A 22396-nucleotide genomic window follows, 5' to 3' on the forward strand; every position below is an offset into this window, starting at 1 on the left:
TTTTGGCGGGCCCCCTCGAGGCCGTGGTGCGTTCTGGGGAAACAATCCCTGAGGCTGTCCTGCCTAGAGCAGCGGGAAACGGCTAGGCATCGATCACCACATCGGTCCGCGCGGTGGAGCAGCAGGGCAGGAACTTGCCTGCATCGATTTCCCGTGCCCGGATCCCACCCTGGTGGTTCATGTCGACCTCCCCGGAAAGCTTGACGACCTTGCAGGAGCCGCACATGCCTTCCTTGCAGTTCGCGCCGATCCTGACGCCCGCACGCTGGGCCACCCCGAGGATGTGTTCGTCAGGGTCGATGCGCACATTGATGCCGGTGCGCATGAAGGACAGGGTTAGGCTCCCGGTTCCGACCGTGTCGAAGCTTGAGGCATCGGGGGACCCGGCCTCCGGCTCAACGTCCGGACTGCCGTTAGGGGCTTCGGGACTTGGCGCGTCCGGGTCGACGGTTTCCAACGGCAGCCCTGTGGCCTTCAAGGTTCCGTCGGCGTCGTACCCTGGCTCGTAGAGCCCGAACGCCGTGGGCTGGCTTTCGTAGTAGTCCTCGGCGGAATCGGCTATTTCCTCCGCGATTTCCTCCGCAATGTCGGCCGCCAGCGCGAGCTCTGCCTGGTATTCAAGGATCGTCTGGCGATCTCCCGTAAAGAACTCCATGTGGATGGACGTGTCGTCGACGCCCACCTTCTCCAGGAGCTCGGTGGCGGTGTTCAGGTAGCCCTCGGGGCCGCAGGCATAGACCTGGCGGCCGTTGGCATCGGGGGCCACGTGGTCGAGCATGGCGGCCGTCAGCCTTCCGCTGAGCCCTTCCCAGTCCTCGGGTTTGCCGCGGTCGCCCAGGGAGTAGAAGACCTTGATTCGCGAGTCCACGGAGGCGATGTAGGCGAGCTCCTTGTTAAAAGCAAAGTCTTCGGCCCCAGCTCCGTGGTACAGCACCACCACATCGGCCTGTCCGGGAAGGGAGTGAATAGTCCGCACCATGGACATGATGGGGGTGATACCTGCTCCGGCGGCCAGCAGGAGGTACCGTGCCCGTCGGTCAGCATCGGGCAGGTGGAATGCCCCCACCGGTCCGAGCATCTCAAGGACGGTGCCGGGTTTGATGTTCTCATGCACCCATGGTGAGACCAGACCCGTGGCATCGCGTTTGACCGTGATGTCGAAGGTCCACGGCTTGGTGGGTGCGCTGGACAGCGAGTAGCTGCGGTCCGCCGGATCCTGGTCCTCGCCATTCACGGGGAAGGCAACATTGACGTACTGGCCAGCACGGAACGCCAGGGGCGCACCGTCGGAGCGACGGAACACGAAGGTCATCATGCCGCCCACTTCGGGGACAACCTCGACGCATTCGGCCATGAACTCCTGCGGATGCCAGGGACCCAGGGCACGGGCTGCACTGGCTGGTCCCTCGGTGCTGCCCATGACCCTGTTCCACGGCATCTCAAGACCGCGGATGCGATGTGGTTCCTGGACTACCGTCTCAGTGAGGAGTTCCGTCATGCCAGGTGCTCCTGCACACGCTGCACGTACCAGTTAATGAACGCCTCCACCTGGTATTCACTCTTCATGTACGGGCCGGGCTCGTAGGCGGGGCTGCCGGCGCCCTTCTGGCACAGCTCCACGAACGCCTTGTCCTGCAGATTGGTCTGCTTCCAGGTGTAGGTGAGTTTCTCCAGATCGTAGTCCACACCTTCCTCGGCGTCGTCAGCCACCAGCCAGGTGGTGCGTACCAGCGTCTGGTGTTCGTTAACGGGGAAGACAGCGAACGTGATGACGTGGTCCCCCTGGAAATGGAACCAGCTGTTGGGCTGCAGGTGCATCGAGCAGCGGCCAAGGCGGAAGTCCCGCAAATCGCCGAGCAGCTTCTTGGAGAGCCTGCGCCCATCGGGCGAGAACGATTCTCCCTCACCGTCGAGCGATTCCCGTGAGATGCGGATACCAGCTACGCGTGTGTCGAGCTCCTCCACCACCTCATAGGGAAGGCCATAGCGGCGGCAACGTTCCTCGAGCGAGGACTGTGCTTCCTTGTTGCGGTCCCACACTTCCTCGAGATGGGCCGGGATCAGGCCCTCCGTCAGGCCCCAGGTGGGAAAGAGGGAGCAGGCGAGCTCCGGGTGGCCATCGCAGTGGTAGCACTCACGGTTGTTCTCCATGACGAGCTTCCAGTTACCCTCCTCAATGATGTTCTGCTGGTAGGCGATTTTCGTCTTCGACAGATCGTGGGGTGCGAGGTAAGGCTCGAAAATCTTAGAGGTTTCCTCGAAATCCGCCGGCGGCTCGTTCGCAATGCAGACGAAGATGAGTCCGGCGACCACGCGGCTGTGCGCGCGCTTGAGGCCGAAGCAGCCTTTGTCGAACTTGGTTTCCCCAGGTGCCGAGGCGTGGATCAGATTGCCTTCGGGGGAGTAGGTCCAGGAGTGGTAGCCGCAGACCAGGTTTCCTGTTGACCCCGCGGGTTCGGTCAGGACGCGGGCGCCGCGGTGGCGGCACACGTTGTGCAGGACGTTCACGCCGCCGTCGTCATTGCGCAGCACGATCAGGGAGTAGGGCCCGTAGTCGACGGTGATGTAGTCGCCCGGCTCCGGGAGTTCGGCGATGCTGCCGGCAAAGATCCAGTGCTGCCCAAAAATGGCCTGCATGTCGATGTTGAAAATCGTCGGGTCGGTGTAGAAGGGGGCATCGAGGGAATATCCCACGCGTCGGAAATCGAACAACTCGGTGATTTCCGCAAGCTGCTCGGCAGGCAATGATGAAGCGAGTTTTCCGCGTGAATTGAGGGGCAAGACTGGAGCAGACATGTGTTTCCTCCCGGGAGGCGTGGGATAAGCGGGCGATGCGTTGCGACCACGGCTTGCGTCGGCGCAAGCGGCGTTGTCGAAAACCTTGTATTTACGAGATTAGGGCCGATCGATCTGCAGCAAAAGCGCAACATTCAGAAGATATCCGTGCACAATAGGTGCATGATCGATCCAAGGCTCATCACACTTCGGGTGTTTGCCCGCTGCGGCACCATAGGCGCAACCGCGGAGCTCACAGGTTATTCTCCCTCAGCCGTCTCCGCCCAATTGCGGGAGCTCCAGCGCGTGCTTGGAATGCAGCTGCTGACGAAGGACGGTCGGGGTGTGCGGCTGACTGCCACGGGCCGTTTTCTCGTGGCGGGCTCGGACACCCTCATTGCCGAATGGGAGAGCCTGCGCGCTGCAGCCATGGAGGCCGGCGAGCAGGTGCAGTCCCATTTTGGCCTTGGCGGATTCTCCACGGCGGCCGCCCAGTTGCTCGCGCCGCTGGCCGCCACCCTGCGCACAACACGCCCCCTGCTGGAGGTGCAGGTGCTCGAGGCCAACCCGGCCCGCTGCTTCGACTTGTTGGTTGCCGAGCGCATCGACCTTGCGGTCATCGTCGCCATGCAGTCCGATACCTATGTCGAGGACGATTCGCGCTTCGAGCAGACCGTACTGCTCGACGATCCGCTGGACGTGATCATTCCTGCTGACCATCCGCTGGCATCGCGGGAATCGGTGACGCTCGAAGAGCTCGCATCGGAACCCTGGATCACCGAGGCCGCCGGTTCCACCTACCATTCCCTATTCACTGCGGCATTCACGGCAGTCGGGGTCACGCCGCGGATTGCCCATGAGGCCGTTGAATGGGAAACCCAGATCGCATTCGTTGGTGCGGGGCTGGGCGTGGGCCTGCTGCCGCGTCTGGCGCCCCTGCGTGGTGCCGAAAACGTGGTTCGACTGCGCATTACTGGCAAGGGGAAGCCCGCACGCCGTATTGTCGCTGCGGTGCGAAGGGGCAGCATCGCATCGCCCCTGATCCAGGAGTCGCTCGGCATCCTGCAGCTCAGCGCCAATCGGATCCTCGCCGCCCGACCCGAAGACGATCTCTGAAATCGCCTGGTCGCGATTCGTTGCCGACAGGCCAGCTATCAGGTAGCCGGCCGCGCCGGGCCTCACCGCTCGTCCACCCAAACCGGCACCAGTCCGCCAGTTTTCTGCGGATTGCTTGCCTTCCAAAACCAGCACGGTGCATGGTTGCGCTGGCCGGCAGCAGTGGTGGAGGTCATGCACATGCCGGTGTGCCGCCGTCGAAAGTTGCGGGCGTCAGCAGCGCCGGCGGACTCTTGATGGTCATCGCCCTGGAAATAGCGACGGCGTTTCTCGCCGCAACCTTGGTCGCCCGCCTACGGTCCGTCCTCCACGTTAACATTCCTGGAGATTCGCGACAGCGTTCTGGATCTGAGCGCATAGGCGGAGCGCCCCACCGTCCGGGGCAGTGGCCAACGGCCACGGCATCGGCGTAAGAACGTGCCGCGAGACTGAACGGACTTGGACTCCATTCGCATCCCGGCGCGCAAGTCGCCAACACTGTCCAGCCCATCAGAAGGGCAATGCTGATTGGCGGATCAGGTCGGGCTTCGCCCGCCCCTCCACACCTGCAAAACGCCGCGGAAGTTCTAAACATCCCACGTGTTCGTAAATACGGGCTTCGTTCCTGATCCGTGGTGGCAGGGTCTAAATGGAGGAGTCGTCTGGAATCGCAGCCAAAGTCTGGTTCGTGGAATGCCCTGGGCCCTAGAATTTCGGTGGGCACGCAATCAGTGCAGGGCATTCCGGGCCCGTGGGGGACTCTACTGTGCCCTGCGGTGAAAGGTACCCAGGTTATGACTGACATCCCCAAGCTCATCGACTCCCTTGCGCCGGAGGAACTGGCGGCACTTCAGGACCGCGGTCCGGACCAATGGCTGGACGCTGCCATGATCGATGCCTTGGACAAAGCGGCCGGCGGTCCGGGCGAGGGACGCGGTTACTACGTTGTCCGCGGGAGTCTGGAGCCGACGGAGCGCCGGCATTATGTCCTCCGCCACGACGTCGTCGCTGCTGTTTTCGCCCCGCGCACAGCCGAGGGGATTCCTACGGGATCACGGTGAGCTATTGTCCCAGGGGCCGGTGATGGCAAGAGTGAATCCGGGTGACTGGATGTTCACGAACAGGGTCTTGCCGTCGGCGCTGAACGCCGGGCCGCAGAACTCGCTGTCGTTGTACTCGTTACGGGCCAGCGGGTAGGGGTTACCGTCCTCCGTGACGCCGACGAGGTGGGAGACTCCGTCGCCGTCTTCAGCCAGGATCAGGCCTCCATACGTGGAGACGGTGATGTTGTCCGGGCCGTCGAAGTTGCCGTTGTCCGCATCCACATCAGGGTTGACGCCGAAGATGGTCTTTAGGGTGATGGTCTCGGTGTCGGGGTCGTAGAACCAGACCTGACCGTCGTGCTCGTTAACGCTGCCGTCTACGACGCGGGCGAAGCTGGAGACGAAGAATACGCCGCCATCGCCCCACCACTGGCCCTCGAGCTTGCGGGCGCGGGTGATCTGGTCGTTCGTGAACTGCTTGCGCACCGAAACGGTCTTGGCGCTGCGGTCGGGGACATTAACCCACTCCACCTTGTAGCGCGTGTTGACCGCCGTTGCTTCAGACAGGTCGTGGACGCGGGATCCGTCCTCGCGGGAGCAGCTCATTGCCTGCAGTTTTCCGGCCGTGTCGCCGCCGGTGGAGAGGGCGAGTTCGCGCAGGGCGTCCTTGCCGGAGACAAAGCCCTTGGGCGGGACCCAGCGGAAGTACAGGCCGTTGGGCTTGCTGGCATCTTCGGTCAGGTAGATAGCGCTCCTTTTAGGATCTACGGCGACTGCCTCATGGGAGTAGCGGCCCATGAACTTCAGCGGCACCGGGCTCTTGCCGATGTTGGCCTCCCGGCTCGTCGGGTCCACCTCGAAGACGTACCCGTGGTCCTTGGTGTTACCGCTCTGTCCCGCCCGTTCTTCGGTTTCCTCGCAAGTGAGCCAGGTTCCCCAAGGGGTGACACCGCCGGCGCAGTTGTCTTGCGTTCCGGCCAGGGAGGTGTACTGCTGCACCCGGTTGCCGGCCTTGTCTACCACGATTGTCGAGGTGCCGCCGATGGCCCCGGGGTCATAGGTAATTCCCTCGACGACGGGGACCTTGAAGGGCTCCTCACCGCCGTTCTCATGGTTGGTGACGAGGACGGATCCGCCGTCGGCGCCGGCGAAGACGCCCATGCCGTCCGGGTCGCTGGGGTGGACGCCGTCAAGTGTGGGGGTCTGGCCGGAGCGGGCGATCAGATTGTAGGAAAATCCTGGGGGCAGGGCCAAAATGCCGCGCGGATCCGGAACGAGTTCGCCGTATCCGGTGGCAGAGCGTACCGCTGCCGCGGCAGGGCGGACGAAAGCGTCGAGGCTGCCGGCGCCTGCGAAGACAAAGCCGAGGCCTGTGGCCGCAGTAGCGCCGAGGAAGCCTCGGCGTGAGAAGGGCGAAGTCGTGGTCATGGATAGCCTCCTGGGCTGAAGGTCGCGAACGGAACGGGCCGCAGAAAGTCTTGTGAGCTTCAGTGACCAACGCCGGTCCACCGGGTGACCAATGTTGGTCCAACGGGTGACCAGCACCGGTCGACGGGTGACCAGCGCCGGGGGATCGTAGAGAACTACTCGTCCAGCCGCAGTGCGCTCAGCGTTACGGGCCCCTCCAGGACAATCCGTACCGCCTCGAAATCACCCCCGCGGCCGGCCACCTCCAGGCGCAGTTCACCGTTGAACCCGGGCTGTATTGCTGCGTCGGCACAGTCCCGCCAGGTCCCGCCCCGGCCCGGAAGCTGGACCGCAATCCTGCAGGCGCCTGTGGTTGAGAGCCGGAGCGACGCCCGCCCAGGTGCGCTGCCCTGCCAGCCGCGGTAGACCGCCGTCGCCCTCTCCTCCGGGGACGCAGGAGCGACGGCGGTGCCTGCCATCGGGCTCTCCGGCACCAGTGCAAGGTTGGAGTAGTCATCGAACAGTTCCGCGCGGATCCAGGCGCCGCGGGCGCGCGGGCCGCTGCCTTCGCCGGCGACCGTCAATTCAACGCCCACGGGAAGGTCGTTTGCCGAGGGTCCTGCCATCAAGTCGTACATGCCGGGTTCCACCAGCATCCGGCCAGCGGTGACGCTGTAAGTGGCCAGGCGGTCCATGGGTACAGGTATCCGGACGGTTCTGTGCTCGCCAGGTTCGAGCTGAACCCGCCGGTGCGCCACGAGCAGGCGCCGCGGGAAGTCGAAGCGGTGGCCGGAGGAGGCAGCATAGACCTGCACCAGTTCGTGGGCAGGGCGGCTCCCGGTGTTGCGCAGCGTAACATCCAGACCGTCGCCGGCCCGAACAGCAGACTCGTAGCCGACGGTGCTGTAGCCCAGCCCGTGCCCCAGTGGGAACAGCGGCTCTGCGTCGCTGTAGAGGTACGTGGCGCGGGAGGCGATGAGGTCGTAGTCCAGGATGTCGGGAAGGTCCTCGTCGCGGGCCCACCATGTCTGGGGGAGTCGTCCGCTCGGCTCGGCGTCTCCGCTGAGGACATCAGCCAGCCCGTTGCCCAGCTCCTGGCCGGCATGCGAGGTCCAAACAATGGCAGGCGTGTCTGCCAGTGCGCCCAGCGAGTATGGGTAGGAGGAGACGATCACCACCACCGTCCGGGGATTGGCCTCACGCACCAGCCGGATAAGCTCCTGCTCCTCCTGCGGAAGTGCCAGCGTGGTCCGGTCGATCGTCTCCCTGCCTCCCAGATGGGGATCGTTTCCCACAACCACGACGGCGACATCCGCGGCGGCGGCTGCCTCGCGGGCGGCCTGCTGGCCGGAGCGGACAGTCCGCAGTCGGAAGCGGTCTGCGGTTTCCTCTGTCCCGGCAGACAGGGCGGCGCTTCCGGTGTGCGCCTCAATCCGTACCCACTTCCCTGTGCCGATGTGCTGGATGGCGACGGATCCGTCCACACCGGGATGGAGGCGGAACGTCTCCTGGACCACCCAGCCGCCCACCCGGTCAGCCGATGCGGTCAGGTAGTAGCCGGTGGCCGCCACGAACTTGTCAGTAGCGGGGAACTGCAGTGTGCATTCACCGCCGCCCCAGTCCTTGAGCAGGAATGTTTCCGCCGGCCCGGGGGCGGCGGCACAGGCAGTAAGTGTGGTCTCGGGGCCGCCGGCGCCGAGGTACGTGCCTGTACGGACACAGCGCAGCGACACCGAGTCCTGGCCCGGCTCCGCCACCACGTTGCCGTAGCGCTTGGAGAGGCCATCGAGAATACTGACCTCGTCCTGCAGGGTGCCGCTGTACCAGTCGCTCAGGACTGTAGAGCCGAGGGCGCCGATCACCGCGATCTTCCCTGGCTCTGCTCCCAGCGGAAGAAGAGGAGCGGCCGCTCCCTCCGTGCCAGGACCCGCTTGGTTCCGCAGCAGCACCACAGACTTCCGCGCTGCTTCCCGGGCCAGTTCCACGTGCCCGCGGTCTCCCACCATTTCGGAGCCGACAGAGCCATACGGGCCGCCGTCCGGCTCGAATTCACCGGTCCGCTCCCGCAAGGTGAGCAGCCGGAGCACCGAACGGTCGATGAGCGCTTCATTGATCAGCCCGCGTTCCAGGGCGTCATGGAGATGCCTGAGGGACGGCTCCGGGTTGTCGCTGTCCTCGGTAAAGCTGTCCACTCCGGCGTGGAGGGCAGCCGCGTAGGCCGACGGTCCGTCGTCGAAGTACTTCTCGGCGTTGTACAGCGAAGAAGGCGCGCCGGCGTCAGTGACTATGGTGATCTCTTCCCCGTTGCGCCATCGCCGCAGCTCGCCCGCCACCAGGTCCGAAACGTGGGCGGGGCGTCCATTAACCAGGTTGTAGGAAAGCATCGCCGCGCCCGCCACACCGTCTTCGATGGGACCGCGAAAGGCTGGCAGTTCGTACTCATGAAGCACGCGCTGCCGCAACTGGCTGCTTGTGACGTTGCGGTCAGTCTCGTTGTTGTACGCCAGAAAGTGTTTCAGTGTGGGCACGGTCAGCCAATAACGTTCATGGCTGCCCTTCAATCCCGCGCAGTACGCGGAGGCAAGGAAGGCCGTCAGATGCGGGTCCTCGGAGAACCCTTCCTCGTTGCGCCCCCAGAGCGGGTGGCGAAGGGGGTTTACCACGGGCGCCCAAACGTTGGCGCTCACGCCTGGATCCTCCGCTTTCTTGCCCCTGACTTCCATGCCGACGGCGGTGCCTACCCGTTGGATCAGATCAGGGTCCCAGCTGGCAGCCAGGCCCACGGGCTGGGGGAAAACGGTGGCCGGTCCGAGCCCGGCGACGCCGTGCGCGGCCTCCGAGCCGGTGTGGAACCGGGCCAGGCCGAGGGGTTCGATGGCGGGGGCATGCTGATGGAGCAATGCGATCTTCTGCTCCAGTGTGAGGCGGGCGAGCATGGCCTCCGGAGTGGTTGTGGTTGTGGCGTCAGTTGTAAGCATCATTGAGCCGTCCTTGGAGCAATCTGTTTAAACGCTTGCGTAGATGAGTGACTGGCAAACATTGTCACATTTCGGCCTGTGAGCTGCAACACAAGAAAGTCTTGCGGTCTGATTTCTCATCCTCTAAGCTGTTGGCAATCGAAACGCTTCGATAGTTTCTCTGACCCAAGTTTTACAAATCCCAGGCCAAGTTGCCCCTCGCACAGCTGCGCAGGGCAACTGCTGGCCCGGCAATCAGGCCTGGTCAGGCCTGTCCACACAAAGGAGTGCAAAATGCTTGGAAACAATGCCTCACCTGAACGCAGCGCGTCCCTGAAGGAGCTCGGCCGGACGGGAGTAGGGCGCCGGTCCTTCCTTAGCCTCGTGGGGGGAGCCGTGGCCTTTGCTGCCCTTCCTGCGCTCACCTCATGCAGCAGCGGGGGCGGGGCTCCGCAGGCCACCACATCCGCGGGGATGGCCGATGCCACGTCCAAGCTCGTGCCAAGCTACATCCCGCTGGACACCGTCAAACCGGACATCGCGAGTGTGAACGGTACTGCGCCCGGCTTCACCAGCATCCCCTCAACCTTGGTCAAATCAGTGCAGGGTGTTCCGGGTAAAGGCGGAAGCTACACAGTCATGACCCCGGCCTGGTGGGCAATCCCGCAGGCGGATAACAGCTACTACCAGGCCGTCAACGAACGGCTGGGGGCAAAGCTGAACTTCCAGGTCAGTGACGGAAACACCTACGGAGACAAGATCCAGACAGTATTGGCCTCACCCAAGGACGTGCCGGACTGGATAGTCATCCCGTCCTGGAACATCCCGCCGCGGTTCGGCCAGGCAGTCAAGGGCCTCTTCACTGACCTTTCCCCGTACCTTGCCGGTGACAAGATCAAAAAATACCCCAACCTCGCAAATATCCCCACCGCTGCCTGGAAGTACAGCTGCTTCGAGGGCGGCCTGTACGGGCTGCCGTTCCCGAACGAGCAGGTCGGGAACGCCTTCTTTTACCGTAAGGACCTGTTCGATGAAATGGGCCTGGAACAGCCAAAGTCCGCCGATGAATACATCGCAGTGGCTAAGGAAATCACTGATCCGGCCAAGAACCGCTGGGGTTCTGAAGATGTGTGGACGGGCGCGCAGCTGATGCATGGCGTGGACAACTGGAAACTGGTGGACGGCAAGCTCCAGAGCAGGTTTGAGTCCGACGAATACCGGGCTGCCCTGGAATGGGGTGCAAAACTCTACGCCTCAGGCGCTGTCCACCCCGACGCCGTGGCCGGCAACACCCAGAAGATGGGGCAGCGCTTTGGGTCCGGCGCGTCGTTGATGACCAACGACGGGGTTGGCGGCTGGCATGGAGCCCTGGGCCTGAACCTGCCCAGCAACCCGAACTTCCAGATGCAGCCCATGGACTTCTTTGCCCCCGACGGCGGCAAGCCCACATTGTTCCGCGGCTCACCCGCCGCCATCTTCAGCTTCATCAAGAAGACGGACGATCGAGCCAAGGTGGAGGAAATGCTGGCCCTGGCCGACTTTGCGGCCGCGCCCTTCGGCACGGAGGAGAACATGCTGATCGTCAACGGCGTTGAAGGCATCCACTACACCCGCGACGCACAAAACGTTCCGCAGGCCACGGCCAAGGGCAAGGCCGAAGTCACCAGCACGTACGCGTTCCTGGTGAACTCCGCTGTGGTGAACAACCAGGTCCAGTACCCCGGCTACGTCAAGGCCAAGACGGACTGGGAAATCCGCCAGGCCCCGTACGTGGTTGACCCCCTCTTCTACGGCCTGCAGATCCAGGAGCCCAGCAAATTCGGGTCCCTGGGGAAACCGTTCGACGACCTTTCCAAGGACATTCTCCGCGGGCGCAAGAGTATGTCGGACCTTGATGCTGCCGTCGCCACCTGGAAGAAGAACGGCGGAGACGAACTGCGTGAGTTCTACGCAGGATTCCTGAACGCCTAGGACGCCCGCCATGACTACCTCCGAATCCACGTTGACCGCTTCAGCGGTTCCAGCGCCGGACGGCTATCGCCAGGGCCGCCCGGACCGCGCCCGCCAAGAGAGCATCTCCATAATCCGCAAGAGAGCGGGCCTGCGGACAAGGCTGCGGCGGGACAGATCCCTGGTGCTGATGACCTTGCCAGCCATCGCGCTGCTCCTGGTCTTCGCCTATATCCCGATGCTCGGCAACATTGTGGCGTTCCAGGACTACTCACCCTTTGTGGGCATCCCGGACAGCCCGTTTGTTGGGCTCGACAACTTCACGCGCGTCCTGGGGGACCAAGGCTTTTGGCACGCAGTGACGAACACCCTGGTGATTACGGCCTTCCAGCTGGTCTTCTTCTTTCCCATCCCTATTGTGCTGGCACTGCTGCTCAATTCCTTGCTGTCTCCCGCACTGCGCTCCACCATTCAGGCAATCGTCTACCTTCCGCACTTCTTTTCCTGGGTGCTGGTGGTGTCTGTCTTCCAGCAGGTGTTTGGCGGGGCAGGCCTCCTGAGTCAGAGCCTGCGGGCACAGGGCTGGCAGGCCGTGGACGTCATGACCAACCCGGACACTTTCCTGTTCCTGATTACTTCGCAGGCAATCTGGAAAGATGCGGGCTGGGGAATCATCGTCTTTCTGGCCGCGCTTAGCGCCATCGATCAGGAGCAGTACGAGGCAGCGGCCGTCGACGGAGCGAATCGTTGGCGCCGGATGTGGCACGTGACGCTGCCCGCGCTGCGCGGCGTCGTCATCCTGCTGCTTATCCTTCGCCTGGGTGACTCCTTGTCCGTGGGCTTCGAACAGCTGATCCTGCAACGCGACGCCGTCGGCGCGCAAGCGTCCGAGGTCCTGGACACTTTTGTGTACTACACGGGCATTCGTAACGGCGACTGGGGCTATGCCGCGGCGGCGGGCCTGATCAAGGGCGTGGTATCGCTGGCGCTCATTCTGGGTGCAAACAAACTGGCCCACCTATTCGGAGAGAGCGGGGTGTACTCAAAGTCATGAGCACATTAACCAAACCGGCAGCAACAGGTTCAGCGGCAATGCGCCGTAAGAAGTCGTCCAGGCCAGCGTGGGAGGAGGAGCCAGGCGCGGCGGCGAAGATCAGTAAGGCGGCCGTGCTCACCCTGGTGGTCATTTCCGTGCTGGGGCCGTTGTACTCAATCGTCCTCACCAGTCTCTCCTCCCAAAGCACCATTACGTCGGCCGGCGGAATGGTGATTGTGCCGGGGGAGATCACCCTGGATGCCTACCGCCAGATCATCAGCGGGGGCGTGGTCACCCGGGCGGTGCTGGTCAGCGTTGGAGTCACCGCGGTGGGGACGCTGCTTAGCATGGTGGTCTCGGTGCTCTGCGCCTACGGCTTGTCACGGCCGGGCTCGTTTGCCCACACCCCGATCCTTTTCACCCTGCTGCTGACCATGTTCTTCAGCGCCGGTATGATTCCGGCCTTCCTCTTGGTCTCCGGCCTGGGCCTGATCAACACCTATTGGGCTTTGATCCTGCCGAGTGCCATATCGGTGTTCAATATCATCATCCTGCGCGGTTTCTTCATGGGGATAGACCGCGGAATCCTGGACAGTGCACGGATCGACGGGGCGAGCGAATGGCGGATTCTGGGCCAGATCGTGCTCCCGATGTCCAAGGCGGTGACAGCTGTTATCGCCCTCTTCTACGGAGTGGGCTACTGGAATGCGTTCTTCAATGCGGTGCTGTATATCAACGACAGCGCCATGAACCCGCTCCAGGTGGTGCTGCGCTCCTATGTCCTGCAGGGCGTGATGATCCCGGGCCAGATTGCGGTGGGGCAGGGGGCAGCACCGTCGCTGGCCCTGCAGATGGCAGTGATCGTGGTGGCCGTGGTGCCCATTCTCATGGTCTACCCCCTGGTGCAAAAGCACTTCACCAAGGGAGTCATGATCGGTGCGGTAAAGGGGTGACCTTCAACAGCGCCGGACAGGCCGTCCTAGCTGCGGGCTGCGGAAGTTTCGCGCTGCACCAGGGCGGGCACAATGAGCCGGATCTCCACGGGCTTGTCCGAGTTGAGCCGGTCCATGACCATTTCGACGGCGGCACGTCCAATGTCATGGGCCGGTATGGAAACGGCCGTCCACGGATGCGCGGAGGCCATGGCCGCGTCTTCGGGAGCAATGGCAACAACCGAGATGTCCTTCGGGATCTGCAGCCCGCGCAGAGCGAGGGCTTCCCGCAGCAGGGGGAGCAGTCCTTCATTGTGGACCACCAGGGCCGTAGCCGGCTCCTGGGCCGAGAGGATGGCGTCCAGGGCGACGGCCAGGGCAACGGAGGTGGGTTCGCAGGCCCTCAGGGCAGCGGTGATGCCGGCAGCTTCGCAGGCATCCTCAAAGCCTTTGCGGGCACGGTCGGCATAAGTGGCGTGACGCTCCAGGGAGGCCTGTGGGGAGCCGATGAAGCCAATGCTCCTGTGGCCGAGTTCGGTCAGGTGCCGTACGGCGGTACGGGAGGCGGCTGCAAAATCGAAATCCACGCAGCTCAGGCCCTGCGGATCGTCCGGGAATCCGATCAGGACAGCAGGCTTCCGGAGCTTCGCAAGCTGGGGGATCCGGGTATCGCGCGCTTCGATATCCATCATGAGCAGCCCGTCAACGATGGACTGGGAAGTCACGCGGTGGATGCCATCGGCGTCGTCCTGGGTCAGGAGCAGAACGTCCTGGTTGTAATCTCTGGCAGTGGTCACAACGCCCGCCACGAACTGCATGATCACGCTGACGTTGACGTCCGCCCGCAGGGGGACCATCAGGCCAAGGACGTTGGACCTGCTGGAGGCAAGGGACCTGGCGCCGGAGTGCGGGCTGTAGTCCAGCTTCCTGATGGCGGCGAGGACCTGTTCCCGCGTTTCCTCGGAGATAGTCCGTTTGCCGCTCAGCACGTAGGACACGGTGCTGGTGGATACCCCGGCAGCCCTGGCGACGTCATTCATGGTGGCCATGGACCACTCCCTTCCTTTGCGCGTGGAACACCATCATAGCGACAAAATTGCATTCAACGACGATTCCTTTCGATTGAATTCGACTGGCTCGTCCTGATCAGTCCGCACCAGAACGCCCATAACTGTCCAACCCTGATTGAAGCGATTCGATACCATGAACAACTTTGGCCCTTCTCCCATCTCCACGCCTAAGCGCGGCCTGGACTCCCTAACGGAGACATTGGGACTGATCCACGGCGCTGACTACAATCCCGAGCAGTGGCCGGTGGAAAGCTGGCCGGAGGATATCCGCCTGATGCAGCAGGCCGGCATCAACCTTGCCACGGTGGGGGTGTTCAGCTGGGCAACGCTTGAACCTACGGAAGGAGCCCGTAACTTCGGCTGGCTGGACCACGTCCTGGACCTGTTGCACGACGGTGGCATCAGGGTCTGCCTCGCTACCCCCACGGCATCACCGCCGCCATGGTTGGGCCACGATTACCCGACGACGCTTCCGGTGGATGTGGACGGCCGCACCCTCTGGTACGGCTCGCGCAACCAGTTCAGCCCGTCGTCTGCCAGATACCGCCGCGCTGCGGCGGCCATCACGGAATCGTTGGCCGAAAGGTATGCTGACCACCCGGCCGTTGCCATGTGGCACGTGGGCAACGAGTTGGGGCAGATAAGTTACGACGACGAAAGCGCCCTTGCATTCCGCGCCTGGCTGATGCGGCGGTACGGATCGATGGAGGAGCTGAATCGCGCCTGGGGTACCACCTTCTGGAGCCAGCGGTATGGCAGCTGGGACGAGATCATGCCGCCGCGACGCGCGCCTTACCTGGTCAATCCCAGCCAAACCCTGGACTTCCAGCGATTCACGTCTGACCAGCTGCTGTCCCTCTACCGCGGGGAACGCGACATCATTCGCCGCTACGATCCCGCCAGCCCTATCACTACGAACCTGATGGGGTTCTTCCGCGGCGCCGACTACTTCTCCTTCGCCAAGGAAACGGATGTAGTGGCCAACGACTGGTACACCGACCCGTCCGATCCAACGTCCCATCGGCTGGGCTCGCTGACCCACGACCTGTGCCGGGGGCTCTCCAGTGGCGAACCGTGGCTTCTCATCGAATCCGCAACCTCGGCGGTGAACTGGCGCGAACACAACGTTGCCAAGGAACCGGGGGAACTGCGGGTGGATGCCTTGTCGGCCATAGCGCGCGGTGCAGACGGCGTCTGCTATTTCCAGTTCCGCCAGTCCAGCTTCGGCGCTGAACGTTTCCACTCCGCCGTAGTGCCCCTGGCCGGTGAACATACGCGGGTGTTCCGTGAAGTGGCGGAGTTCGGCCAGGACCTGCAATCCTTGCGGCAGCTGGCCGGCACACCGTGCAAGGCGAAGATCGCGATGCTGTTTGACTGGGACAGTTGGTGGGCCGCCGAATCACCGGATACCCCCACCAGCCGGCTGGAAGTATTGCAGCAGATCCAGGCCTACTACGAGCCGCTTCTCCGCAGAGGGCTCGCCGTTGAAGTGGTTCATCCTTCCGCCGACCTGGGCAGGTTCGAGCTGGTCCTGGCGCCGAGCCTGTTCATACTCGGGCGGCAGAACGCCGAAGCCCTTGGTGCGTTTGTGCAGAGTGGCGGACACCTTGTGGTGGGCCCGTTCAGTGCGGTGGCCAACGAAAACGGACACCTCGTTCCCGGACGCTTCCCGGGAGTGCTGGCGGAACTTCTTGGCGTGGACGGTGAGGAGTGGTTGCCGCTCGAGTCCCCCGTGGGCGTTGAGTTTGGCAATGCTGTACTCGCAGAACAGGCTGAAGGATCCTGGTACGCCGGTATCTGGGCGGAGGACCTGGCACTCCGTGAGGAAACCGCGGAGGCCGTGGCGCTCTTTGGCGAGGGACGCCTGAAAGGCAAGCCCGCCGTCGTGCGTAACCGCAAAGGCGAGGGAAGTGCCTGGTACGTCGGCGCGGACCTTCCCGCCGAGGCGCTGGATCTGGTTCTTGCTGCAGCCCTCGACGCAGCGGGCATCGCGTCCCCGCTGGCCGCACCGCTTCCGGAACCGGTGGAAGCGGCCAGCCGCGGCGGCCACCTGTTCCTGCTCAATCATTCGAACCTGCCGCAGGCGGTCAGGCTCGGCTGGGCGTCCGTGGACCTGCTCACCGGCGCGGAGCACGGCCAGGACCTGACCTTGCCGCCTTTCGGGGCACTTGTACTCAAAGAACTAGGGAAATAGAGGAACAGCATGAAATTCACGGACGGCTACTGGCTCTACCGTAAGGGCCTGTCCGCACTACATCCGCGGGACGTGTCGGATGTGGAAGCGTCGCAGGACAAGCTGACGGTCTATGCCCCTACCAGGAGGATCGCAGACCGCGGCGATGCACTGAACTGCCCCCAGCTGACCATCACCTTCGAATCGCCCCTTCCGGATGTCATTGGCGTGACCATTGAGCATTTCCAGGGCGCCGTGGACAGCGGCCCGCACTTCGAGCTGAAGGAAGGCACAGCGGACGTCAGCATCGGGAACGACGCCGGCACATCCACCTTCACTTCCGGCGGCCTGACCGCCCGCATCAACACAGCGGGCGACTGGAACGTTGACTTCCTGGGTGAGGGCCGGCTGCTGACCAGCTCGGTGCCCCGCAGCATCGGTGTGATCACCGACCAGGACGGGAAGCACTTTGTCCACGAACAGCTGACGCTCGGCGTGGGCACCAATGTCTACGGCCTGGGCGAGCGGTTCGGGCCGCTGGTCAAGAACGGACAGTCGATCGACATCTGGAATGAGGACGGCGGCACGTCCAGCGAGCTCGCCTACAAGAACGTGCCGTTCTTCATCACCAACGCGGGCTACGGCGTTTTCGTGAACCACCCGGAGCGGGTGTCCTTCGAAATCGGCTCCGAAGTGGTGTCACGGACGCAGTTCAGCGTTGAGGGGCAGAAGCTCCAGTATTTTGTGATCCACGGACCGACGCCCAAGGAGATTCTGCGCCGTTACACCGAGCTGACCGGCAGGCCCGCCAAGGTGCCTGCTTGGTCCTATGGGCTATGGCTCTCCACCTCCTTCACCACGGACTACGACGAGAAGACGGTGATGTCCTTCATTGACGGGATGGCCGAGCGCAAGCTTCCGCTGTCCGTATTCCACTTCGACTGCCACTGGATGCGTGCCTTCCACTGGAGCGACTTCATCTGGGACCCTGCCACCTTTCCTGACCCCGAGGGCATGCTCCGGCGGCTCCACGAGCGCGGACTCAAGGTGTGCGTGTGGATCAACCCGTATATAGCTCAGCGCTCGCACCTGTTCCGTGAAGGCGCGGAGCTGGGCTATCTCGTGAAGAGGACGGACGGCTCGGTCTGGCAATGGGACATGTGGCAGGCAGGCATGGGCCTGGTGGACTTCACCAATCCGGATGCCGTCACCTGGTACCAGGACAAGCTGCGGACTTTGCTGAACCAGGGCGTGGATTCCTTCAAAACGGACTTCGGTGAGCGCATTCCCACAGACGTGGCATGGCATGATGGCTCCGATCCGCAGCGGATGCACAACTACTATGCGCAGCTCTACAACCGGGCGGTTTTTGACCTGCTCACCAAGGAGCTGGGCGAAGGCCAGGCTGTGCTGTTCGCCCGCTCTGCAACCGCGGGCGGACAGCAGCTTCCGGTCCACTGGGGCGGGGACTGCGAGTCCACCTTCTCCGCGATGTCCGAATCCCTCCGCGGCGGCCTGTCCCTCGCGTCCTCGGGATTCGCCTTCTGGAGCCATGACATCGGCGGGTTCGAAGGAACGCCTGACCCGGAGCTCTTCAAGCGCTGGATCGCGTTCGGCCTGTTGTCGTCCCATTCACGGCTGCATGGTTCAGCCTCCTACCGGGTGCCATGGTTGGTGGACGACGAATCGAGCGACGTGTTGCGCCACTTCACCGGGCTCAAGATGCGGCTCATGCCGTACCTGCTATCGGCAGCCGAGGACGCCCACCAGACGGGGACTCCGCTGATGCGGCCCATGTTCCTGGAGTTCCCGGACGATCCCGCGTGCGCCCACCTAGACCGGCAGTACATGCTCGGGTCTGAGCTGCTGGTGGCGCCGGTCATGGCTAGTGGCGGCTCAGTGGACTTCTATCTGCCGGAGGGAACCTGGACGCATCTGGAAAGCGGCGAGCAGTTGTCCGGACAGCGCTGGCACCACAAGGCCTTCTCACTGATGGAGGCCGCCCTGTACGTCCGCCAAGGTGCAATCCTGCCACTGGGAACGGTCAGCGATAGACCGGAATATGACTGGGTCAACGAGCTGGAGTTCAAGGCCTTCGCCGCGGTCGACGGCCATAGCAGGTCTGTCACAGTTCCGAAGGCAGACGGCGGTTTCGCCTGCTTTGAGGTGACAGTGGAAGGCGGCCGGGCGGTCGCCGTCGCGGATTCCGGAGCCAAGGCATGAACACGAGCCCAACGGAGACCATCAGGTGGGGCATCCTCGGCCCGGGACACATCGCCAGGCAATTCGCAAAGCAACTTCCGTCCAGCCAGACGGGGGAGCTTGTAGCGATCGGCAGTTCTGACCTGACCCGCGCCAAGGACTTCGCAGTGGAAGCCGGTGTCCCGCACGCCATCACCGGCACGTACGAAGAGGTGCTGTCGAACCCGGACGTTGACGCTGTCTACGTGTCAACCGTGAACACCAGTCACGCGAAGCTCGTGCTGGCCGCCGTGCACGCAGGCAAGCATGTGCTGTGTGAGAAACCGCTCGCGCCGAATCATGGAAGCGTTATGGCTGTTGTCGATGCCGCGCGCACGGCAGGCGTCGTCCTCATCGAGGCCTACATGTACCGGTTCCATCCGCAGACAGCGAAGCTCCTCGAGCTCATCGGCAACGGAGCGATCGGGCAGGTGCAGCACGTCGACGCCAGCTTCTGCTTCGAGGTGCCCGAGAAAAAGGGACGGTTGTTCGACGCGAACCTTGCCGGTGGAGGCATTCTCGACGTCGGTGGCTATCCAGTGTCGATGGCGCGCGCCGTGGCAGGCGCAGCTTCCGGGAAATCCTTCGTGGAACCCAACGATTTGCGGGCGGCCGGATATGTCGGCAGCACAGGGGTTGATGAGTGGGCCGTTGCGCACTTGACCTTTCCCTCAAACCTCACTGCGACACTGCGTGCGGGCATTCGCATCCAGAATCCTGAAGAGGTGACTGTCACAGGTTCGGAGGGCACCCTGTTCCTCTCTGATCCGTGGACAATTCACGACCGGCAGGAGTTGGTACTTCGGCGCGTGGGGGAGCAGCCGCAGAAGTTCACGTTCGCTTCGGACAACCCGGCCAACCAGTCCTACGCTCTGGAGGCCGATGCGCTCGCAAAAGCGGTCGGAACCGGCCAAGAGTCCCGTGAGATGTCCCTTGACGACACGTTGGGAACCTCCGCTGTGCTGGACCGCTGGCGGGAGCAGGTCGGTGTGCGGTTCCCGTTCGAAGCCGATGAGGCCAACATTCCCACCGTCTCTGGCCTGCCGTTGGCCGTCCTGCCCGACGCACCTATGCGCTATGCCCGGATTCCAGGGTTGGACAAACCCGTCTCCAGACTTGTTATGGGCTGCGACAACCAGCCGGACCTGGCACACGCTTCGTCACTCTTTGACGCGTTCTGGTCGGCGGGTGGTAACACATTCGATACTGCATGGCTGTACGGCACTGACGGTGAACACGAGAAGCGGTTCGGGAGATGGCTCGCCAACCGCGGGGTTCGCGAAGATGCGGTGGTCATTGTGAAAGGGGCCCACACACCGCACTGCGATCCTGATTCCTTATCCCGGCAACTGCTGGAATCCCTGGACCGGCAGGGACTCGAATATGCCGACGTCTACCTCATGCACCGTGACAATCCTGACATCCCGGTTGGTGAGTTTGTTGATGTACTGGACGAGCACGCCGGCGCGGGGCGCATAACGGCATTTGGCGGTTCGAACTGGACATTGGACCGGTTTGATGAAGCCAATGCCTGGGCGGCAACGAACGGCAGGCGGCCCCTCACGGTACTGAGCAATTACTTCGGCCTGGCGGAGGCCTACGATGTCCCCTGGGCTGGATGTCGGACTGCTACCGACCCGGAGTCAAAACGTTGGCTCACGGAAGGCGACGTAGCGCTCCTACCGTGGTCTTCACAGGCCCGCGGGTTTTTCGCCCGCGCGAATCCTGACGACCTCAGTGACTCAGATCTCGTACGTTGCTTCTACGGCGATGCGAACTTTGAGCGGAAGCGCCGCGCTGAACAGTTGGCAACAGAATTCGGAGTGCCGGCTACCGCTGTGGCATTGGCCTACGTGCTGGCCCAGCAATTCCCAACCTTTGCATTGGTCGGGCCACGGTCAATCGCAGAGTATCGCGCCACGATGATGGGTCTCGGCATTGAACTAAATGAGGAGCAGACATCGTGGCTGGATCTCCGCAACGGCCAGAACAGCTTTTAGCAACGCTCGTGGCCCCCTCCCGGCTCATCGTCCGGCAAACCAACCAGCTGAATCTACTCATAGACTTTGGAGAATCTTGAACATGGCATCTTCCCCCCGCCTCATCGTCAATCTGGACATCGCAGGTCCCACCATCAGCCGCCACGTCTACGGTCATTTCGCTGAACATCTGGGCCGTTGTATCTATGGCGGTTTCTGGGTGGGGGAGGAGAGCGAGATCCCCAACACCCGGGGCATCCGCAATGACGTTGTGGAAGCTCTGCGCGAGCTGCGCATCCCCAATCTGCGGTGGCCGGGCGGCTGCTTCGCTGACGAATACCACTGGTCTGACGGCGTCGGCCCTCGTGAGCAGCGTCCGCGTATGGTCAATTCCCACTGGGGCGATGTTGTGGAGGACAACTCCTTCGGCACTCATGAGTTCATGGACCTCTGCGAGATGCTCGGCGCGGACGCCTACGTCAACGGCAATGTAGGCTCGGGGACCGTCCGGGAGATGAGTGAGTGGATGGAGTACCTCACACGTGGGGACGATTCCCCCATGGCCGCTCTACGCCGGGCGAATGGCCGGGACGAGCCTTGGAAGGTTCCCTTCTTCGGCATCGGCAACGAGCCCTGGGGGTGCGGCGGTAACATGCGTGCCGATGCCTATGCCGATCTGGCCCGCCAGTACAGCACCTATGTGCGGAATCATAACGGCAACGAGGTATACCGGATCGCTGCCGGTGCCAGCGACGAAGACGTAGCTTGGACCAAAGCCCTCATGGAGGCACTGCCTGACAAAGGCAACTCCAGCCGCAAGAGTTCGCCTTACCAAGGCATCTCCCTGCACTTCTACACGATGTCCGGTCACTGGGATGCCAAGGGTTCGGCAACCGCGTTCAGCAAGGAGGAGTACTGGAAGACCATCAAGTCCGCCCAGCACATCGAGACCCTCCTGTCCATGCACTCCACCATGATGGATGTCTATGACCCGCACAAGGCCGTGGGCCTGGTCCTCGACGAGTGGGGCACCTGGTGGGATGTTGAGCCTGGCACCAATCCCGGCTTCCTGTACCAGCAGAACACTGTCCGTGATGCCCTGGTTGCTGCCATCCACTTCGACTCCTTTCACCGGCACGCGGACCGCCTGGTCATGGCGAACATCGCCCAAACTGTCAACGTCCTGCAGGCCATGCTGCTCACCGATCAGGAGAGCGGCGCCCTGGTCAAGACCCCCACCTTCCACGTCTTCGCCATGAACGCAGGGCACCAGGACGCCGCAGTGCTGCACACGCACCTGGACTTTGACACTTCGCATGAGCTGGACGCCGACCGGCTCCCCACCTTCACAGCATCCGCCAGCACCAAGGACGGTCAGGTGCTCATCTCCGTGGCCAATCTGGAGCTAGAGGGCGAGAGCGAGGTGGTCCTGGACCTGCGCGGCGGCCGGTTGGAGCAAGTGGAGGCACTGGTGCTCGGCGGCGACAGCGTCGCCTCGTTCAACTCTCCCGCGCACCCCTACGCCGTCGCGCCCCGTCCCCTCGCCGTGAAAGAGCGTGACGACCAACTGGTGCTCCGCCTGCCGGCGCACTCCTTCGCGACCGTTCGCGGCACGCTGGCCGGGCACGCCCCCGAGGCCGCCGCCGCTGCCGCCGCGGTGATCACCACTCCCACCACGGGTAGCAAACCCTGCCTCAATTGCTGAGCAGTCATACCCCCCAGGTGCCCTGTCGTGGGC

General features: G+C 63.3%; 14 protein-coding genes. 9 read left to right on the plus strand and 5 right to left on the minus strand.

Annotated features, from left to right (window positions below):
• Positions 1 to 82: 82 nt before the first annotated feature.
• Positions 83 to 1498, minus strand: a complete 1416-nt coding sequence (locus MU551_RS18395; RefSeq protein WP_247047299.1) for a ferredoxin reductase — start codon at positions 1496 to 1498, stop codon at positions 83 to 85.
• Positions 1495 to 2796: an aromatic ring-hydroxylating oxygenase subunit alpha gene (locus MU551_RS18400; protein ID WP_247047300.1), complete on the minus strand. Its 1302-nt coding sequence runs from the start codon at positions 2794 to 2796 to the stop codon at positions 1495 to 1497. Before MU551_RS18400 ends, MU551_RS18395 begins: the two co-directional genes overlap by 4 nt.
• Before the next feature lie 162 nt (positions 2797 to 2958).
• Between MU551_RS18400 and MU551_RS18405 the strand changes: the two genes are divergently transcribed.
• Positions 2959 to 3891, plus strand: a complete 933-nt coding sequence (locus MU551_RS18405; RefSeq protein WP_247047302.1) for a LysR family transcriptional regulator — start codon at positions 2959 to 2961, stop codon at positions 3889 to 3891.
• A gap of 773 nt (positions 3892 to 4664) precedes the next feature.
• Positions 4665 to 4931, plus strand: coding sequence for a hypothetical protein (locus MU551_RS18410; protein WP_247047309.1), 267 nt, complete (start codon positions 4665 to 4667; stop codon positions 4929 to 4931).
• Here MU551_RS18410 and MU551_RS18415 read toward each other — a convergent pair.
• A complete protein-coding gene (locus tag MU551_RS18415; RefSeq protein ID WP_247047311.1) occupies positions 4923 to 6341 on the minus strand; it encodes an alkaline phosphatase PhoX in 1419 nt (472 codons plus the stop codon). The two genes, MU551_RS18410 and MU551_RS18415, sit on opposite strands and share 9 nt — an antisense overlap.
• Positions 6342 to 6496: 155 nt before the next feature.
• Complete coding sequence (locus tag MU551_RS18420; RefSeq protein ID WP_247047313.1) at positions 6497 to 9301, minus strand: beta-glucosidase; 2805 nt, start codon at positions 9299 to 9301, stop codon at positions 6497 to 6499.
• A gap of 270 nt (positions 9302 to 9571) precedes the next feature.
• Between MU551_RS18420 and MU551_RS18425 the strand changes: the two genes are divergently transcribed.
• The 3 genes from MU551_RS18425 to MU551_RS18435 are packed head-to-tail and all read left to right on the plus strand — an operon-like array spanning position 9572 to position 13216.
• Positions 9572 to 11248, plus strand: a complete 1677-nt coding sequence (locus MU551_RS18425; RefSeq protein WP_247047315.1) for an extracellular solute-binding protein — start codon at positions 9572 to 9574, stop codon at positions 11246 to 11248.
• A gap of 10 nt (positions 11249 to 11258) precedes the next feature.
• Positions 11259 to 12281, plus strand: a complete 1023-nt coding sequence (locus MU551_RS18430) for an ABC transporter permease (protein WP_247047332.1) — start codon at positions 11259 to 11261, stop codon at positions 12279 to 12281.
• Positions 12278 to 13216: a carbohydrate ABC transporter permease gene (locus MU551_RS18435; protein ID WP_247047334.1), complete on the plus strand. Its 939-nt coding sequence runs from the start codon at positions 12278 to 12280 to the stop codon at positions 13214 to 13216. The genes MU551_RS18430 and MU551_RS18435 overlap by 4 nt, the downstream gene beginning before the upstream one ends.
• A gap of 26 nt (positions 13217 to 13242) precedes the next feature.
• Here the strand turns inward: MU551_RS18435 and MU551_RS18440 are convergent, their stop codons facing one another.
• The gene (locus MU551_RS18440; RefSeq protein ID WP_247047341.1) at positions 13243 to 14244 is read right to left on the minus strand and encodes a LacI family DNA-binding transcriptional regulator; all 1002 of its coding nucleotides are present in this window, start codon (positions 14242 to 14244) and stop codon (positions 13243 to 13245) included.
• Between the two features lie 154 nt (positions 14245 to 14398).
• On the opposite strand from MU551_RS18440, the gene MU551_RS18445 reads away from it, so the two are divergent.
• The 4 genes from MU551_RS18445 to MU551_RS18460 all read left to right on the plus strand — a co-directional run bounded on the left by MU551_RS18445 (position 14399) and on the right by MU551_RS18460 (position 22363).
• Positions 14399 to 16459 (plus strand): beta-galactosidase, encoded by a 2061-nt coding sequence (locus MU551_RS18445; protein WP_247047343.1) that lies wholly within the window; start codon positions 14399 to 14401, stop codon positions 16457 to 16459.
• Positions 16460 to 16468: 9 nt separating this feature from the next.
• The gene (gene yicI / locus MU551_RS18450) at positions 16469 to 18661 is read left to right on the plus strand and encodes an alpha-xylosidase (RefSeq protein WP_247047346.1); all 2193 of its coding nucleotides are present in this window, start codon (positions 16469 to 16471) and stop codon (positions 18659 to 18661) included.
• Positions 18658 to 20679, plus strand: a complete 2022-nt coding sequence (locus MU551_RS18455) for an aldo/keto reductase (protein ID WP_247047353.1) — start codon at positions 18658 to 18660, stop codon at positions 20677 to 20679. Before yicI ends, MU551_RS18455 begins: the two co-directional genes overlap by 4 nt.
• Positions 20680 to 20761: 82 nt before the next feature.
• Complete coding sequence (locus MU551_RS18460) at positions 20762 to 22363, plus strand: alpha-N-arabinofuranosidase (protein WP_247047361.1); 1602 nt, start codon at positions 20762 to 20764, stop codon at positions 22361 to 22363.
• Positions 22364 to 22396: the final 33 nt, after the last annotated feature.

Origin of the sequence: Arthrobacter rhizosphaerae (assembly GCF_023062595.1) — a bacterium.
Classification (GTDB): domain Bacteria; phylum Actinomycetota; class Actinomycetes; order Actinomycetales; family Micrococcaceae; genus Arthrobacter; species Arthrobacter rhizosphaerae.